We start from the raw sequence: 17,878 nt of genomic DNA, 5'->3' as shown, positions 1-17,878 counted from the left end.
CTGCCAGACCCAACGCGGCATACTCGGGAATCGGTGACACGCCCTAGGGGCCTGCGTTCAGCGCGCGAAGCGCGGCTGGCGCCCGGGCGAACACAGCACGCGCACGCTGTCGCCCAGTTCCTCCGGCGCGCCGCCGGCCAGCAGCGCGTGCAGGCGCGGCCGATCCGGCGCCGCGCCCGGCGCCAGCCCGACCCAGGCGTCCTTGCCGGCGCCCTTGGCGGCGTAGAGGCAGCGGTCGGCCAGGCCCACGCTCTGCTCCCAGTCGCCCAGCGCCGGCCATGCGGCGACGAACGGCCAGGGCGCGAAGCCGATCGAGCAGGTCAACGTCAGTTCGCGCTCGGCCAGGGCGAAGCGCTGCGTGGCCACCGCCGCGCGCAGGCGTTCGGCTAGGGCACTGGCGGCATCCTCGCGCGGCAGGCGCGTGACCAGCAGGAACTCCTCGCCGCCCCAGCGCACCAGCAGGTCGTGCTCGCCGCACAGCCCGCGCAGGCGATCGGCGCAGTGCACCAGCGCGGCGTCGCCGGCCTGGTGGCCGTAGTCGTCGTTGATGCGCTTGAAGTTGTCCACGTCGATCATGAAGAAGTACAGCGCATCGGCGCTGCTGCCGTCGTCCAGCGCCGCCAGCAGGGCGGGGCATTCGCGCGCCAGCCAGTCCTGCAGCTCGCGACGGTTGGCGACCTGGGTCAGCGGATCCAGGCGCGTGGCCGCCTGCAGGCGCGCATTGCTCTGCAGCAACTGCTGGTTGGCCCGCTCAAGCTGGCGGGTGCGCTCGGCCACGGTCAGGTTCAGCAGTTCCACCATGTCGCGTTCGCGGTTGACGGTGCGTCGTACCCGATGCAATGCCAGACCGAGCAGCGCCAGCCCCAGCAACACGTAGGCGGCGTAGGCCAGCGGATGCCGCCAGGGCGGCGGCAGCACCTCGATCTGCAGCCGTCGCGCGGCGCCGAACTGGCCGTCGCGGCCGGCCGCTTCCACCACCAGCGTGTAGCGATCCGGCGGCAGGTGGCTGACCGAGAAGTCGCTGTGCGCGGTCTGCGGGTACACCCAGCCCTTCTGCAGCCCGTCGACGCGATAGCGCAGGCGTGCAGTCCCCGGCGCAGCGAAGTCGATCGCGGTCATGCCGATGGTGAACACGTTGTCGCGGTGGTCCAGGGCGATGCGCTGCGCGTAGACCACGTCGCTCTCGGCCTGGTTCTGGCCGCCGTTGCGGTCCTCGCCGGCATTGAGGATGCGCAGGTCGGTGAGCACCGCGCGCGCCTGCGGGCTGCGCAGCGGCAGGCGCGTGGGGTCGATCACGTCCACGCCCTGGGTGCCGCCGAAGTACAGCAGGCCGTGCGCGTCGCGGTAGCCGCGGCCGCTGTTGTATTCCTGGTTCTGCAGGCCGTCGCGGCGGCCCAGGCTCTGCACGATGCGGGTGCGCGGATCGAGCACGCTCAGGCCGTTGTTGGTGCTCAGCCACAGCCGCCCCTGCGGGTCCGGCAGGATGGTGTAGATGACGTTGCTGCTGAGCCCTTCGCGGTCGCTGTAGCGCAGTGCCACGTCGCGCTTGAGGTCGATGCGGTACAGCCCGCCGGAGAAGGTGCCCACCCACAGCACGCCGTCGCGTTCGTACAGCGACCAGACCGAGGCGTACAAGGTACTGCCACGCGGGCGGTACGGTTCGGCGGGACGGCCGCTGCGCATGCGCCACAGGCCGCAATCGTTGCAGCCGATCCACAACGTGTCGTCGCTGCCGCGGTAGATCCGGGTCAGGGTGTGCCCGTTCAGCGGTGCCCAGCGCGGATCGTTGTGCACGCGTCCGCCGACCACGCGGGTCAGGCCGCGGCGGGTGGCGACCCACAGCGTGTCGCCTTCCAGCAGCAGATCGTTGATGTGCTCGTCGGCCAGGCCGCCCAGGCGCCGCAGCGCGCCGCCCCGGTCCAGGCGCCACAGCCCCTGGCGCGTCCCCAGCCACCAGCCGTCGCGATCGGCGGCGATGCTGCGGATCGCCTGACTGGCCAGTCCCGGTATCAGGTGCCAGGCAGCGCGGCTGCCGTCGCGCAGCAGCAGGCCCTGGTCGGTCCCGATCAGCATGCGCTCGCCGTCGCGCCAGATGCTGCGCACGCTGCTGCTGGGCCAGTCGCGGATGTCGCTGATGCGCTCTTCGTCGTTGCGGATCACCGCCGACAATGGCCGTACCCGGTACAGCCCGGCGGTGTAGGTGCCGATCCACCAGGTGCCGTCGGGTGCCTGGTAGAAGCGGATGATCGCGCTGTTCGGCGGTATGTCGAAGCTCAGCCGCTGCGGCACATGCCGCGCGCTGTCCAGTTGCGTCACCGTGGCATTGGTGGTGCCGACCAGCACGCGGCCGTCGTGCAGCCGGATCAGCGCGCTGAGGTCGCTGCCGCCGGTGAGCAGTTGCGCCGGCGTCCAGTGCGCCCGCACCGTGCCCCGCGCATCGAGCTGGAACAGCCCGCCGCGCGCCGAGGCCAGCCACAGCCCCTCCGGCCCGGACTGCAGGCCCACGCATTCGTCGATGCCACGCGGTGCCGGCAACTCCTCGCGCGCCTCGCGGCCCAGCCGCCACAGGCGGCATTGCCGGTCCAGCGCTACCGGCTGTTTGCCGTCCGGCATCCAGGTCAGGCCCACCACCGGCGCATCGCCGCCCAGCGGCCGCGCCCGTTGCAGGTCGGCCTCGACCCGGTCCATGCCGCGTTCGGTGCCCAGCCACGCGCCGCCCTGCGGATCGATCAGGATCTGGGTGACGCGGTTGTGCGAGAGCCCCTGCTTGGCGTCGAGGCGGTGGTGTTGCCAGGTGGCCAGTTCGATCACTTCCAGGCCGGCATCGTTGGTGCCCAGCCACAGCCGGGTGCCGCGCGGCTCGAAGCCGATGCTGTCGATGCTGCTGCTGAGCAGGCTCTGCTGGCTATCGCTGCCGAGTTCGCGCCGGTAGGTGCGGAACAGATGTCCATCGAAGCGGTTCAGGCCTTCCTGCGTGCCCACCCACAGAAAGCCCTGGTCGTCGCTCTGCAGGGCGTTGATCGACAGTTGCGACAAACCGTCGTCCAGGCCGAAGTGTTCCAGGCTGCTGGGGAGGTCGTCGTCGTTGACGGTCACGGCCGCCGACGCGGACGCAACCGGGGCCAGCGCCAGGCACAGGGTGAGGCAGGACGCGGCCAGCGGCAGGCGGCCCAGCAGGTTGGAGAGCGAGACGGTCACGCCGTGTTATCGGCCATGGTGGGGCTGGCCTTGAATGCGCGGCAGCCAGTGCCTGCTGCTGGAGGCGGCGGGTGGGTGGGGGCTGGGCAATTGTCTGGTGCGGATGGGTCAGGGCTGTGTCGCGTGGCGCGCGCCGACGACAAGATCCGGCAGGCTTGTCCTGGCGCGCGACCCTCCGCCAGAGCGGGCGCACGCTCGGCATCCATCCGCGCCGCACGTACACTGCATGTCCTGCGCTGTCCGCGCCCACCCGATGCCGCGTTGCGGCGTCATGCCAGCCGCCTCACGCCCATGGATGCCCCGACGATCCTGGTCGCCGACGACCACCCGCTGTTCCGCGCCGCCGTGCTGCACGCGCTGCGCCAGGCCTTGCCGCGCGCCCTGGTGGTGGAGGCGGCCAGCGCTGCCACCCTGGACGCCGCGCTGGCCGCCCAGGCCGATGCCGACCTGATCCTGCTGGACCTGGCCATGCCCGGCGCCCGCGGTTTCTCGGCCCTGCTGCACGTACGCGGCGAGCGCCCGGACGTGCCGGTGGTGGTGATTTCCTCCAACGACCACCCGCGGGTGATCCGCCGCGCGCAGCAGTTCGGCGCGGCCGGCTTCATTCCCAAGTCCTCGCCCGCCGAGACCATCGGCATCGCGGTGGCGGCGGTGCTCGACGGCGGCACCTGGTTCCCGCCGCTGACCGCGGCGCGTTCGGAGGCCGACGCGCAGCTGGCCGCGCGCCTGGCGCAATTGACCCCGCAGCAGTTCCGGGTGCTGCTGTGCCTGGCCGACGGCTTGCTCAACAAGCAGATCGCCTACGAACTGGGCCTGGCCGAGAACACCGTCAAGGTTCACGTGACCGCGATCCTGAAGAAGCTCGAATGCCACAGCCGCACCCAGGCAGCGGTGCTGGTGAAGGCGCTGGAGCCGGAAGGCGAGGCCTGAACCGGGCCACCGGCGGGGCGTTTTCCGCGGCGCCCGGATACGCGATGCTATGCGCCGATGCCCGCGCCCCCCGCGGGCGGAGACCACCGGACCATGCCCACCACGACCATCCGCAACGAGCAGACCGCCCACTATCCGTTCCTGCAGGAGATGCTGGACGACGACTACTTCCCCCCGTCGCTGGTCGGCAAGGGGCAGAAGATCCTGCTGCGGTTGTGCGAGGCGATCGAGGCGCAGGAGCCGGCGGATCTGCCGGCGCTGTACCGGCTGACCCACGCCGCCACCGAGGAGTTCAACAAGCTGGCGCTGGAATTCGAGGCCCACGACAGCGAGATCGAGACCTCCGCGCGCGAGAACATCGGCGTGGACTTCCTGCACATCGCTAAGGCCTACGGTTTCGCCGACGCCGACGTCGAGGAGCTGATCGCCCCACGCGAGTGGTAGAGGCCCTGCAGCGCGCCGACCCTCACCCCAACCCCTCTCCCGGCGGGAGAGGGGCCACGCTCTTCCTTCTTCCGGTGGGAGAGGGTGCCCCGCAGGGGCGGATGAGGGTACGGCCGCCAGGGATTTCTGTCTCAAGCGCGATGGCGTGGATTGGCTAGCCAACTGCACACGAGGTCTTGCGTGGCGCTGCGCGCCCCGGACCCTCACCCCAACCCCTCTCCCGGCGGGAGAGGGGCCACGCTCTTCCTTCTCCCGGTGAGAGAGGGGCCAGCGCTCTTCCTTCTCCCGGTGGGAGAGGGGCCCACGCTCTTCCTTCTCCCCTCGGGAGAAGGTGCCCCGCAGGGGCGGATGAGGGTACGGCCGCCAGGATTCCTCTCTCAAGGGCGATGGCGGGGATTGGCTAGCCAACTGCGCATGAGGTCTTGCATGGCGCTGCGCGCCGCGGACCCTCACCCCAACCCATCTTCCGGTGGGAGAGGGGCTCAACCTCAGCCACGCCGCAGCAGCATCTGCGTCATCAGCGCGCGCAGGGCCGGAGCCCGGACCGGTTTGGCCAGGAAGCCCCAGCCGCGTTCCTGCGCCAGGGCGCGCAGCGCTGGATCGGCTTCGGCGGTGACCAGGATCACCCGCGGCTCGGCCTGCCAGCGTGCGCACAGTTGCGCGAACAGGGTCGGGCCGTCGCACTCGCCCATGCGCACGTCCAGCAGCACCAGTTCCGGCGCCTGCGCCGGCTGCGCCGCGGCCAGCGCCTGGTCCGGGCCGGCAGCCAGTTCCACCTGGCAGGCCCAGCGCGTCAGCAGGGTGCGGCTGGCCTCGCAGACCCGCGGGTCGTCGTCGATGCACCACACCCGGCAGCCGTGCAGGATCGGGTCGTCGCCATTGTCGCTGGCCATCGCCGCCGGCGCCTGGCGTTGCGCCGCCGCGGCATCGCCCAGTGGCACGGTCACCGAGAACACACTGCCGCGGCCCAGCTGCGAGCGCAGGCCGATGCGGTGGCCGAGCAGGCGGCCGATGCGCTCCACGATCGCCAGGCCGAGGCCGGCGCCGCGGTCGTTGGCGACGCCGTCGCCGAGCCGGCGGAACTCCTCGAAGATCTCCTGCTGCAGCGCGTCGGGAATGCCGGGCCCTTGGTCGTGGACTTCGATGCGCAACTGCGTACCGTCGCGGCGGCAGCCCAGCAGCACGCGCCCGCGCGGGGTGTAGCGCACCGCGTTGGACAGGAAGTTCTGCAGGATGCGCCGCAGCAGGGTCGCGTCGCTGCGCACGGTGGCGCGGGTCGGCACGTAGTCCAGGCGCAACCCGCGGCCTTCGGCGACGATGCCGAACTCGCGCGCCAGGGTCTGCAACAACGGGTCCAGCGCCAGGTCCTGCACCTGTGTCTTCAGCGTGCCGGCCTCCAGTCGCGAGATGTCCAGCAGGCTGTTGAGGATCGCGTCCTGCGCCGCCAGCGCATTGTCGACGTGGTCGGCGATCTGCCGCGCATCGGCTTCGTGCAGCTTGCCGCGCAGCGCCGAGACGAACATGCGCGCGGCGTTGAGTGGCTGCAGTAGGTCGTGCACCGCCGAGGCCACGAAGCGCGTCTTGTAGCGGTTGGCATTCTCGGCCTCGCGCTTGGCCTCGGCCAGGTCGCGGGTGCGTTCGGCGACGCGGTGCTCCAGCGCATCGGCCAGCGAGCGCAGTTCGCGCGCGGCGTTCTTGTAGCTGGTGATGTCGGCGTAGCTGGTGACGAAACCGCCGTCGGGCAGCGGATTGCCGCGAATCTCCAGCACCGTGCCGTCGTCCTTCTCGCTCTCGCGCATGTGCGGACGGCCGCTGCGCAGGTGATCCAGGCGGCGCTGGATCGCCGCTTCCACCGGGCCGGGGCCGAGCAGGCCGCGGCGTGCGTTGTAGCGGAACACGTCCTCGATCGGGCGGCCGACCCGGATCAGTTCCGGAGGGAAGCGGAAGATCTCCAGGTAGCGCGAATTCCAGGCGACAAGGCGCAGTTGCGCATCGATGATCACCACGCCTTGCGGCAGGTGCTCCAGGCTGCGGCTGAGGCCGGTGTCGGCCTGCTGCGCCGCCTGCACGATGCCGTCCTGGGCGGTGCGCAGTTCCTGCGCATGCTGCTGCAGCAGCGACTCCAGTTCGCGCCGGCTGCGCTGGCGCAGCCGCGCCAGGCGCTGGCGCTGCTGGAACAGCAGGCCCAGGAACGACAGCGCCAGCCAGATCCCGGCCGCGGCCAGCGCGGCGGCACGGCCGGCGGCGCGGCTGCCGCCGATGTCGTGCAGCAGGTGCAGGCGCCAGCCGCTCTCCGGCAGCGCCATGCTCTGCCACAGCAGCGGCGCCGACTGTGCCGGCATGTCGATGCGCATCACCTGGCCGCCGTCGTCCAGCGTCTCCAGCACCTGCCGTTGCGCCGGCAGCAGCGTTTGCTGCGCGTACTGGCGGGTGGCCAGCAGTTCGTCGCGCTCGTGTGCGCTGAGCGGCTGCAGTTGACGATAGCGCCAGACGTCGCGGCTGGACAGGAACACCACGTCGTGGCCGTCGCTGACCAGCACCACGTCGGGCACGCGCAGCCATTCGTGCTCCAGCGCAGCCAGCTCGATCTTGATCACGATCACCCCGAGCGGGCGCCCGCGTGCGTCGAGGATCGCCTGCGACAGGAAGTAGCCGGGCACGCCGGTGGTCATGCCGATGCCGTAGAAGCGGCCCTTGCCCTGCGCCAAGGCCTGCTTCACGTACGGGCGGAAGCTGTAGTCGGCACCGACGTTGCTGCTGGCCAGGCGCCAGTTGCTGGCGGCCAGGGCCACGCCATTGGCGTCGATCAGGGTCAGGGTCGAGGAGCGGGTGACGTCGTTGGCGCGTTCCAGCTTCAGGTTCAGCTGCCGCTGCGTGGCCGGGTCCAGCGGGTGGGTCAGGGCGTCGCGCAGTTCCGGATCCAGCGCCAGCACCTGCGGCAGGGTGCGGTAGCGGTCGATGCGCTGCTGCAGGGTCTGCGCATAGAGATCCAGTTGTTGGCGCAGCTGCACGCTTTCGGCGCGCAGCGCGCGTTGTTCGGCGACGTGTTGCGCCGACAGCATCGCCAGCACCATGCCGCCGACGATGACGATCAGCAGCAGGATCAGGCGGCGATGGCGCAGGAGCGAGGGCATGCGGAAGAACGCGGCGACCGGGGCCGCATCAGCTTAGAGGGTGCGATGCCGTGTGCGGCATGCGAGCGACAATGGTCGGTGTTGTGGATCGCCAGACGAGAGCGAACGACCGGGTCGGGCTCGGATAGCGACGTGCCAGACAGCGTCGCCGATGCCGTCCCACAGAGATGCCGCGAGCGGGCTGCAGGTGGCGAGGTCAGAACGTACAAGGGCCGACGGCGTCGCCGGCGGCCCTGCGGCGGTTCGTCGCACAGCCCCTGCGGTTGGCGCCGCAGGACGCACGCCGGCCGATCGCATCGGATCGGCCGGCGTGCACTGGCTCAGAACTGGACCTGGGCGCGCACGTCCAGCGAGTTCGGCTTGAGGCGCACGCCGGCGCGTTCGGCATCGGCACGCACGTAGTTGACCTGGAACTTGAAGTGGCTGGTCAGGTACCAGTTGGCGCCGAAGGTCCAGTCGTGCTGGCGGCCGCCGAGCACGGTGCCGTCGTCCAGGTCCAGGCGGCTGTAGCGCGCCAGCAGTTCGACCGCGCCGTAGGCGTTGGCCGGCTTGATGTTGCCGACATTGCCGGCGCTGTACGGCCGCGACTCGCCGGTCAGCACGTAGCTGGCGAACACGTACTGGCCATCGGCGGTGTAGTCGGGGCGGCCGTTGTCGCGGGTCACGTCGGCGCGCAGCGCCTCGCCCTGCATCGAGAACGGGCCCTTGATCCAGATCGCCTCCAGCCCGGTGCGGCGCACCTGGTCGACGTCGACCAGCGTGCCCGAATCGATCAGGCGCACGTCGGTCAGGCCGGCTTCCGGACGCGCACGGAAGCGCGCGCGCGGGCTGAAACTCACGTCCAGGCCGTTGTGGTAACCGCGCGGATTCTCCTGCGAATAGGCCAGGCCCAGGTGCAGCACGTCGCCGTCGGCCTTGAACGGGGTCCACACGCCGCGCACCGCCTGGGTGGTGCCGGGGTTGTCGCCCTGCAGGTCCTTGCCGCCGTACGCGCCGGCCTGCAGCAGGTACTGCGGACGCTCGAAGGTCCATTCCACGCCGGTGCGGCGGCCCTGGTAGATCGCCTGCACCGGCAGCGCGACTTCCATGAAGCTGTCCGCGCGCGAGCTGGTCACGCCTTCCAGGCCCACCGGCACCTTGATGTAGCCCAGGCGCACCTTGCCGTAGTCGGCGCCGAACAGGGCCTTGGTCTCGAAGCGGAAGAACACGTCCAGCCACAGCTTGGATTCGAAGTCGAAGTACACCATCGCGTCGTACACGCCCTTCTTCTTCAGCGTGGCGCCGAACTCCTTGCGCCGGAACGCGTTGTCGTCCTCCAGGCGGCCGTCGTCGTTGGAGAAGTTGTTCCAGTCGTAGGCGTAGTTGCCGGTCACGGCCAGTTCGGTGCCGTCGTTGAAGGCGACCTTGGTCGGCCAGTTGTCGAAGTTGTTGGCGGCGACGGCGGGAGCGGCGGCGGTCAGGCCCAGCGCAGCGAAGAGAAGAGTGTGGCGCATGATGGAGTCGTCTCGGTAAGGAATGAAGGCGCGGCAGTCCCCGGCCGGGCTGGTGGTGCGATGGCGCGGGCAGTGCGGCGGCGGGCCGCACGCGAACGGCGATGCCGCCGCGATGCGGACACGGTGCCGGACGTGATGCCCCCTGCATGCAATAGCGGACGCGCCCGGCCGTTCTTTACGGCGATGTTGCAGTCCTGCGGCGCCGCCTCCCCTGAGGACGTGCTGCGATGGCGGCGCCGCCGCGACGGCCGCAAGGGCGGCGTCTGTATGCGGCGTTGCGTTCGGCCCTTCCGTGAGCGTACCGCGGCACTGTAACCGCGTCGACATGGCCAGGCGCCGGGTCTAGTACCAATAGGTTATCTGCTTAGACGCCGGCGACGCGTACAAAGGCAGCATTCCGCGACCCGCGTCGGGTGGGCGGACCGTCCCGGAGCGCAAGCCATGCATATCCCAACCTCGCCGGCGGGCCACGCGCCCCGGCATCTGCCGTTCTACCGGCAGCTGTACTTCCAGGTGGTGGTCGCCATCGTCCTCGGCGCCATCCTCGGCCACTACGAGCCGGCGTTCGCCGAGAAGCTCAAGCCGCTGGGCGATGCCTTCATCAAGCTGGTGAAGATGATCATCGCGCCGGTGATCTTCCTGACCATCGTCACCGGCATTGCCGGCATGACCCACCTGAAGACGGTGGGCCGGGTGTTCGCCAAGGCGATGGTGTACTTTCTGTTCTTCTCCACCCTGGCGCTGGTCGTCGGCATGATCGTCGCGCACGTGGTGCAACCCGGCGCGGGCATGAACATCAATGCCGCCGACCTGGACCAGAGCGCGGTGCACAGCTACGTGGAGAAGTCGCACGAGCTGACCCTGGTCGGCTTCCTGATGGACATCATCCCGAAGACGCTGCTCAGCCCGTTCGTCGGCGACAACATCCTGCAGGTGCTGTTCGTGGCGGTGCTGTTCGGCCTGTCGCTGGCCCTGGTCGGCGAGCGCGGCAAGCCGGTGCTGAATCTGCTGGAGTCCCTGGTGGCGCCGGTGTTCAAGCTGGTGCACATCCTGATGAAGGCCGCGCCGATCGGCGCGTTCGGCGCGATCGCTTTCACCATCGGCAAGTACGGCGTCGAATCGCTGATCAATCTCGCCTGGCTGGTGGGTTCGTTTTACGTGACCTCGCTGCTGTTCGTGCTGGTGATCCTGGGCGCGGTGGCGCGCCTGTGCGGCTTTTCCGTCCTCAAGCTGATCCGTTACCTGAAGGCCGAGTTGCTGCTCGTGCTGGGGACTTCCTCGTCCGAATCGGCGCTGCCGTCGCTGATGGAGAAGATGGAGAAGGCTGGTTGCCAGAAGTCCGTGGTCGGCCTGGTGGTGCCCACCGGCTACTCGTTCAACCTTGACGGCACCAACATCTACATGACCCTGGCAGCGCTGTTCATCGCCCAGGCGACCAACACCGAGCTGACCCTCGGCCACCAGATCGCGCTGCTGCTGGTGGCGATGCTCAGCTCCAAGGGCGCGGCTGGCGTGACCGGCGCCGGCTTCATCACGCTGGCGGCGACGCTGGCGGTGGTGCCGGAAGTGCCGGTGGCCGGCATGGCGCTGATCCTGGGCGTGGACCGCTTCATGAGCGAATGCCGCTCGCTGACCAACTTCATCGGCAATGCGGTGGCCACCGTGGTGGTCTCGCGCTGGGAGAACGCGCTGGATCGCGACCGCCTGCGCATCGCCTTGAACGGCGGCGAAGAGACGCTGCCGGATGTGACGGTCGATCCCGTCACCACCCCGATCCGCTGAATCCTGTTGCAGCACAGACGCGCCGGCCTCGCCGGCGCGTTGCTTTTTTTCTGCCCCCAAGGCCCTGGCGACAGCCACCAGACAGGACCGCTCCTGTTGCTGGGGGTAGAATTCCGGGCCTCCGCGCCTTTCGACAAAAGAAGCCCTCGATGTCAAACGACGATTTCAAACAGGCCGCCCTCGACTATCACCGCCAGCAGCCGCCGGGCAAGATCAAGGTCTCCGCGACCAAGCCGATGCTGACCCAGCGCGACCTCTCCCTGGCCTATTCGCCGGGCGTGGCCTTCGCCTGCGAGGCCATCGTCGCCGACCCGAAACAGGCCAGCGAACTGACCGCGCGCGGCAACCTGGTGGCGGTGATCAGCAACGGCACCGCGGTGCTGGGCCTGGGCAACATCGGCCCGCTGGCATCCAAGCCGGTGATGGAAGGCAAGGGCGTGCTGTTCCAGAAGTTCGCCGGCATCGACGTGTTCGACATCGAGATCAACGAGAACGATCCGGACAAGCTGGTCGACATCATCGCCAGCCTCGAGCCGACCTTCGGCGGCATCAACCTGGAAGACATCAAGGCGCCGGAGTGCTTCATCGTCGAGCGCAAGCTGCGCGAGCGCATGAACATCCCGGTGTTCCACGACGACCAGCACGGCACCGCGATCATCGTCGGCGCGGCCGTGCTCAATGCGCTGGTGGTCACCGGCAAGAAGATCGAAGAGGTCAAGCTGGCCACCACCGGCATGGGCGCGGCCGGCATCTCCTGCGTCAACATGCTGGTCTCGCTGGGCCTGAAGCCGGAGAACATCCTGGCGCTGGACCGCGACGGCGTGATCCACACCGGCCGTACCGACCTGGATCCGGACAAGGCGCGCTATGCGCGCGATACCGACAAGCGCACCCTGGCCGAGATCGTCGAGGGCGCGGACATCTTCCTGGGCCTGTCGGCCGCCGGCATCCTCAAGCCGGAAATGGTGGCGACCATGGCGCCGCAGCCGGTGATCTTCGCCCTGGCCAATCCGAATCCGGAGATCACCCCGGAGGCGGCCAAGGCGGTGCGTCCGGACGCGATCATCGGCACCGGCCGTTCGGACTATCCGAACCAGATCAACAACGTGCTGTGCTTCCCTTACCTGTTCCGCGGCGCCATCGACGTCGGCGCCACCGGCATCAACGAGGAGATGAAGATCGCCTGCGTCAAGGCGATCGCGGCGATGGCGCGGCGCGAGGCCTCCGACCTGGGCGCGGCCTATGGCGGCGAGACGCCGAGCTTCGGCCCCGACTACCTGATCCCGCGGCCGCTGGATCCGCGCCTGCTGGTCGAGCTGTCCTCGGCGGTGGCGCAGGCGGCGATGGATTCGGGCGTGGCCACGCGGCCGATCGCCGACATGGCCGCCTACCGCGACAAGCTCAGCCAGTTCGTCTACCGCACCAGCCTGATGATGAAGCCGGTGTACGACCGTGCGCGCGCCGACAAGCAGCGCGTGGTCTATGCCGAGGGCGAGGAAGAGGTGGTGCTGCGCGCGGTGCAGAGCGTGATCGACGAGGGCCTGGCGTTCCCGATCCTGATCGGCCGCCCCGACGTGATCGAAGCGCGCATCCAGCGCCTGGGCCTGCGCATCACTGCCGGCGTGGATTTCGAGATCACCAACATCCACGACGATCCGCGTTTCAACGACTACTGGCAGTACTACCACGCGCTCACCGAACGCCGCGGCGTCACCGTCACCGCGGCCAAGGAACTGATGCGCTCGCGGCCGACGCTGATCGCAGCGGTGATGGTCGCGCGCGGCGAAGCCGATGCGCTGCTCACCGGCGTGGTCGGGCGCTTCCACAAGAAGCTCGGCTACGCGCGCAGCGTGATTCCGCTGGAGCCGAAGGTCAGCTCGACCTCGGCGATGACCGGCGTGATCAACCAGCAGGGCGCGTTCTTCTTCGTCGACACCCACGTGCAGGAAGATCCGAGCGTGGAGCAGATCGTCGAAGCCACGCTGCAGGCCGCCTATCGCCTGAAGCTGTTCGGCATCGAGCCGAACATCGCGCTGCTGTCGCACTCCAACTTCGGCAGCCACGATTCGCGCGACGCGCTGAAGATGCGCCAGGTGCGCGAGGCGCTGCTCAAGCGCAAGCCCGAACTCAACATCGACGGCGAGATGCAGGGCGACACCGCCTGGGACGAGGCGCTGCGCAAGCAGATCATGCCCAACAGCACACTGAAGGGCCGCGCCAACCTGTTCGTGCTGCCGAACCTGGAAGCGGCCAACATCGCCTACAACCTGGTGCGCGTGTTCACCGACGGCGTGGCGATCGGCCCGATCCTGATGGGCATTTCCAAGGCGGTGCACATCCTCACCACCAGCGCCACCTCGCGCCGGGTGATGAACATGACCGCGATCGCCGCGGTCGACGCGCAGATCCGCAAGCAGCTCGAAGCGGAGAAGTAAGCCGCCGCGCGGCTTCTGCAGCGCACCGGCCCGCGCGACCGCGGCGCCGGTGTTGCAGCACGTGCTCCGGCGGCACTGCCGGGGCACGCAAACGGCACAGTCGGCAGCATGGCTGCCACCCGGATGTCTCAACGAGGGCGGCCGCGCGCTGTGCGCGAGTCCCGGCGCGAGATCGTGTTCGGTGCTGTGCGTGAAAGGCCGGAGCCGCAGCAGGCTGGATCGCCGACGGCGAAGAGCGGCGATTGCGCGCAGTCACTGCGGTAGTGGCGCCAAAGCGGCGTGGGCGTCGCGACGAGCGGCACCGCCTTGCGGCGGAGTCAGCAAAAAGATGGGACTGGAAGCGGTTTCATATGCGGGCGACAGCAAGTGTCGCAGTGCCATTTGCGTCATCACGCGCCGCCGGCATGCAGGCTGCGCGGGGTCAAGCCGGGCACGGGGACGGCGCCAGCGGCGCCGCGCCGCGCTCAGGCCATGCGCTTGCCCACCGGCAACGGCAGGCTGTCGCTGTCGGTCTGGTTCAGCTTGGAAGGCTTGCCGGTCAGCAGCACATACGCGTCGACGCCGGTAAGTTCGGCGATCTTCAGCAAATGCCGGGCATTGGGGACCGAACGGTTGTTCTCCCAATGACCCAGGGTGCTATGCGCCACGCCCAACAAGGCGGCAAGCTCGCGCAGTGTGAAACCGGCATTTCGCCGCGCCTGCATCAAACGCACACCTATATCCACGAGACACCTCAAAGCGGCATGTCGGCGCCGCGTGATGCCAGCATAGTGGTGCGTTGGTTCCGTATCAAGCGGGCCGGAAAGGCGCGTGAAAGGACGGTCCGCAGGCGCAGCCGCCAGTCGCGCCCGCTTCGGGACGGGCTGCTAGAATCGCCTGTCCCTTTTCGCCGTGTCCCCACCGCCATGAGCCATACCGCCACCGCGCCCGCCAATGCCCAGACGCGCTACGAGGTGCGCCGCGCCGATCTGCCGCTGAGCTGCCCGACGCCGGAGATGGCGCTGTGGAACTCGCACCCGCGCGTCTACCTGCCGATCGAGGACGAGCCCGGCCTGGAAGCCAAGTGCCCGTACTGCGGCGCGGTCTTCGTGCTGGTCGACTGATCCGGATTCGATGCACCGCCTGACCGTGGTGCAGCTGCTGCCGGCGCTGGAGTCCGGCGGCGTCGAGCGGTCCACGCTGGAAATCGCCCAGGCCCTGGTCGACGCCGGGCATCGTGCCGTGGTCGTCTCGGCCGGCGGGCGGCTGCTGCCGGCGCTGGCCGCCACCGGCGCCGAGCACATCGCCCTGGACATCGGCCGCAAATCCTTGCTGACCCTGCGCCACGTGCCGGCACTGCGGCGCTTGTTCGCGCGCGAGCACGCCGACATCGTGCACGCGCGCTCGCGGCTGCCGGCTTGGCTGGGCTGGCGCGCGCTGCAGGGCATGCCGGCAGCGCAGCGCCCGCGTTGGGTCACCACCATGCACGGGCTCAACTCGCCCAGCCGCTACAGCGCGGTGATGACCCGCGGCGAGCGGGTCATCTGCGTGTCCGAGACCGTGCGCGATTACGTGCTGCAACACTATCCGCAGACCGATCCGGCGCGCCTGCGGGTGGTGCCGCGCGGTATCGATCCGGCGCAGTTCCCGCGCCGCCCCTGGCCGGATGCGCAGGCGCGAGCCTGGGCCGCCAGCCAGGCGCCGGCGCTGGCCGGGAGCGGGCCGCTGCTGTTGCTGCCGGGGCGCGGCACCCGATTGAAGGGCCACGCCGACGCGCTGCGCCTGCTGGCCGCGCTGCGCGGCGAGGGCAGCGACGCACGGCTGTGGCTGCCGGGCGCGCGCGAGGCCGGCCGCGAGGCCTACGTGCGCGAACTGGAAGCCGAGGCCGCCGCGCTCGGCGTGGCGGACGCGGTGGCGTTCACGCCGCCGACCACGCGCATCGCCGAGGCCTACGCCGCCAGCGACCTGGTGCTGCAGCTCTCGCGCAAGCCCGAGGCGTTCGGCCGCACCGTGGTCGAGGCGCTGGCGGTGGGGCGGCCGGTCCTGGGCTGGGCGCATGGCGGGGTCGGCGAATTGCTGGCGCAGCTGCAGCCCGCCGGCGCGGTGGCGACCTTCAATGCCACGGCCCTGCTGGCGGCCGCGCGTGCGCTGCTGGCGCAACCGCCGGCGCCGCCGGCGACGCTTCCCTATACGCTGCAGGCGATGCAGCGCAGCACTCTGGCGATCTATGACGAACTCCGGCCCTGACGCTTCCCTGCCCGCTCCCGCCTTGCCCGAGGTCCGCGAACGCTGGGCGCCGGTCTGGGTGCTGCTGTTCGTGGCGCTGTGGCCGGCGCCGGGCCTGGCTGCCGGGGTGCTGGCGCTGGGCGCCCTGGTCACCCTGGCGCGCCTGCTGCACAGCCGCTTCCGCGGCGGCGCGCGCCTGCTCAGCGGGCCGGCGTGGGCGCTGACCACGCTGCTGTTCTTCGCCTACTGGCTGCCGCAGCCGCTGTCGGCGCTGGGCGCGGTGGACGTGCCGCTGGCCCTGCGCGAATCGGCGGTGGACCTGCGCTTCCTGCCGTTCCTGTGGCTGGTGGCGATGGCGGTGGCGACGCCGCGCGGACGCCGCATCACCTTCAATGGCCTGGCGGTGATCGCCGCGATCTGGACCGTGGATGCGCTGGCACAGGCGCTGTGCGGCACCAGCCCGCTGTTCTGGTCGATGGACCAGTTGAAGTGGGCGATCAGTCACCACGGCCTGTGTACGCCGCAGGAGATCGCCCTGGCCGATCGGCTCAGCGGTGTGTTCGGTCCGTGCAATCTGAAGTTCGGCCAGGTGCTGGCCAGCGTGTCGCCGTTCCTTTTGTGGCTGGCCGCGCGCCGCGGCGGCGCGTGGGGCTGGCTGCTCGCGGCGGGCGCGGTGGGCGTGGTGCTGGTGCTGGCCGGTTCGCGCGCGTCATGGGTCACCTACGCGGTGCTGCTGTTGCTGTCGGGCTGGAGCCTGCTCGGCGCGCGCAAGCTGCTGGCCCTCGGCGTGGCAGCGCTGCTGGGGGCCGGAGTGCTGGGCGTGGTGTCGCCGCAGGTGCATGACCGCTTCGAACGCACCGCGCGTGCGCTCAGCGGGCATCCGGCCGACCTCAACGCGGCGCTGACCGGGCGTGCGCAGATCTGGACCGCGGCCTGGTGCATGATCCGCCAGCATCCGGTCAACGGCGTCGGCGTGCGCGGCTTTCGCGAGGCCTACGCCAGTTGCGACCCGGATCCGACCCATGCCGGGGAATGGGGCCGCGAGCCGGCCTTCCATGCCCACCAGATCGTGCTCGAGGTGCTCGCCGAGACCGGCGTGATCGGGCTGCTGCTGTGGCTGGCCGGGGCCGCGCAGGCGTGGCGCGCGTGGCGCTACGCGTCGGCGCAGGCGCGCGAGCGGGCGCGTCCGGCGATGCAGGCGCTGCTGATCACGGTGTTCCCGCTCAACACCCACCTGGCGTTCTACTCGTCGTTCTGGGGCGGGCTGACCATGCTGCTGATCGGCCTGTACGCCGGCGCCTTGCTGGCGAACGAACCCGAGCAGGGCGAACGCACGGGCGCCGCGATGCCGGGGTGAGCGCTCAGCCGCGCTTGCGCTCGTAGAAATCGCTGCGGCCGCCGGGCTGGCGCTTGAAGCGGCGGTGGATCCACAGATACTGCGCCGGCGCCTCGCGCACCATCGCCTCGATGGCGGCGTTGACCCGCGCGGTGTCGGCGACCATGTCTTCCGACGGAAAGTCCTCCAGCGGCGGCGCGATGCGCAGCACGTAGTTGGCGCCTTCGCGGCGATGGAAGTACGGCACCACCGCGCAGCCGGTCAGCCGCGCCAACTGGTGGGTGGCGGTGATGGTGGCGGCGGGCATGCCGAAGAACGGCACGAACACCGTGTCCTTGCCGCGCATGTCCTGGTCCGGCGCGTACCACAGGAAGCCGCCACGCTTGAGATGGCGCACGCTGCCGCGCAGGTCCTCGTTGGCGAACATGGCGGTGGCGTAGCGCAGGCGGCCACGCTTGACCGCCCATTCGAACACCGGATTGCGGTGGCGCCGGTACATCCCGGCCAGCGGCACGTACTGGCACAGCAGCCGGCCGCAGATCTCCAGGGTCATGAAATGGCCCGACACCAGCAGCACGCCACGGCCCTGCGCCTGCAGCGCCTGCAGGTGTTCCAGGCCCTCGATGCGGGTGCGCCGGCGAATCGCGCCGATCCCGCCCCACCAGGCGCGGGCGAATTCGAACACGCCCACGCCCAGCGCATCGAAGCTGTCGCGCAGCAGGCGCTCGCGCCAGGCAGCGCTCTGCTCCGGGAAGCACAGCGTCAGGTTCACTTCGGCGGCGTGGCGGCGGGTGCCGGCCAGGCGCAGCGCCAGCCAGCCGATGCCGCGGCCCAGGGCGCGCTGCAACAGCCACGGCAGGCGTGCGGCGATCACCGCCAGGCCGAGCAGCAGCCAGGTGAGCCAGTGGCGCGGCGAGCGCG

The 17,878-nt window shown here is 70.1% G+C and carries 12 protein-coding genes; 7 read left to right on the top strand and 5 right to left on the bottom strand.

Annotated features, from left to right (window positions below):
* Positions 1-57: 57 nt before the first annotated feature.
* Positions 58-3,198 (bottom strand): ligand-binding sensor domain-containing diguanylate cyclase, encoded by a 3,141-nt coding sequence (locus ACP93_RS11795; protein ID WP_048490881.1) that lies wholly within the window; start codon positions 3,196-3,198, stop codon positions 58-60.
* A 291-nt stretch (positions 3,199-3,489) separates the two neighbouring features.
* Here ACP93_RS11795 and ACP93_RS11790 point away from each other — a divergent pair, with 291 nt between their 5' ends.
* Both ACP93_RS11790 and ACP93_RS11785 read left to right on the top strand, forming a co-directional pair.
* Positions 3,490-4,128: a LuxR C-terminal-related transcriptional regulator gene (locus ACP93_RS11790; RefSeq protein ID WP_048490880.1), complete on the top strand. Its 639-nt coding sequence runs from the start codon at positions 3,490-3,492 to the stop codon at positions 4,126-4,128.
* A 93-nt stretch (positions 4,129-4,221) separates the two neighbouring features.
* Positions 4,222-4,572 carry a DUF5713 family protein gene (locus tag ACP93_RS11785; protein WP_048490879.1) on the top strand — a complete coding sequence of 117 codons (351 nt, stop codon included), beginning with the start codon at positions 4,222-4,224 and terminating at the stop codon, positions 4,570-4,572.
* 488 nt (positions 4,573-5,060) lie between these two features.
* Here ACP93_RS11785 and ACP93_RS11780 read toward each other — a convergent pair whose 3' ends face one another.
* Both ACP93_RS11780 and ACP93_RS11775 read right to left on the bottom strand, forming a co-directional pair.
* Entirely contained in the window at positions 5,061-7,706 is a 2,646-nt protein-coding gene (locus ACP93_RS11780; RefSeq protein WP_048490878.1) for a hybrid sensor histidine kinase/response regulator, read from the bottom strand.
* 320 nt (positions 7,707-8,026) lie between these two features.
* Positions 8,027-9,199, bottom strand: a complete 1,173-nt coding sequence (locus tag ACP93_RS11775; RefSeq protein WP_048490877.1) for an OprO/OprP family phosphate-selective porin — start codon at positions 9,197-9,199, stop codon at positions 8,027-8,029.
* Positions 9,200-9,640: 441 nt separating this feature from the next.
* On the opposite strand from ACP93_RS11775, the gene ACP93_RS11770 reads away from it, so the two are divergent.
* Both ACP93_RS11770 and ACP93_RS11765 read left to right on the top strand, forming a co-directional pair.
* Positions 9,641-10,981 (top strand): dicarboxylate/amino acid:cation symporter, encoded by a 1,341-nt coding sequence (locus ACP93_RS11770; protein ID WP_048490876.1) that lies wholly within the window; start codon positions 9,641-9,643, stop codon positions 10,979-10,981.
* Between the two features lie 149 nt (positions 10,982-11,130).
* Positions 11,131-13,416: an NADP-dependent malic enzyme gene (locus tag ACP93_RS11765; protein WP_048490875.1), complete on the top strand. Its 2,286-nt coding sequence runs from the start codon at positions 11,131-11,133 to the stop codon at positions 13,414-13,416.
* Between the two features lie 464 nt (positions 13,417-13,880).
* On the opposite strand, the gene ACP93_RS11760 is transcribed toward ACP93_RS11765, so the two are convergent.
* The gene (locus ACP93_RS11760) at positions 13,881-14,129 is read right to left on the bottom strand and encodes a helix-turn-helix domain-containing protein (RefSeq protein ID WP_255325562.1); all 249 of its coding nucleotides are present in this window, start codon (positions 14,127-14,129) and stop codon (positions 13,881-13,883) included.
* A gap of 192 nt (positions 14,130-14,321) precedes the next feature.
* Between ACP93_RS11760 and ACP93_RS11755 the strand changes: the two genes are divergently transcribed.
* The 3 genes from ACP93_RS11755 to ACP93_RS11745 are packed head-to-tail and all read left to right on the top strand — an operon-like array spanning position 14,322 to position 16,978.
* Positions 14,322-14,519 (top strand): zinc-finger domain-containing protein, encoded by a 198-nt coding sequence (locus ACP93_RS11755; RefSeq protein ID WP_010344507.1) that lies wholly within the window; start codon positions 14,322-14,324, stop codon positions 14,517-14,519.
* A 10-nt stretch (positions 14,520-14,529) separates the two neighbouring features.
* Positions 14,530-15,642, top strand: coding sequence for a glycosyltransferase (locus ACP93_RS11750; RefSeq protein ID WP_048490874.1), 1,113 nt, complete (start codon positions 14,530-14,532; stop codon positions 15,640-15,642).
* Complete coding sequence (locus ACP93_RS11745) at positions 15,623-16,978, top strand: O-antigen ligase family protein (protein ID WP_048490873.1); 1,356 nt, start codon at positions 15,623-15,625, stop codon at positions 16,976-16,978. The genes ACP93_RS11750 and ACP93_RS11745 overlap by 20 nt, the downstream gene beginning before the upstream one ends.
* Positions 16,979-16,982: 4 nt before the next feature.
* On the opposite strand, the gene ACP93_RS11740 is transcribed toward ACP93_RS11745, so the two are convergent.
* A partial coding sequence (locus ACP93_RS11740; RefSeq protein ID WP_048490872.1) for an LpxL/LpxP family Kdo(2)-lipid IV(A) lauroyl/palmitoleoyl acyltransferase occupies positions 16,983-17,878 on the bottom strand: 896 nt, incomplete at its 5' end.

This window comes from Xanthomonas sp. NCPPB 1128, assembly GCF_001043115.1.
Lineage (GTDB): Bacteria > Pseudomonadota > Gammaproteobacteria > Xanthomonadales > Xanthomonadaceae > Xanthomonas_A.
The sequence above is the reverse complement of the archived record's forward strand: the minus strand, read 5'-3'. Positions and strand labels throughout refer to the sequence as shown.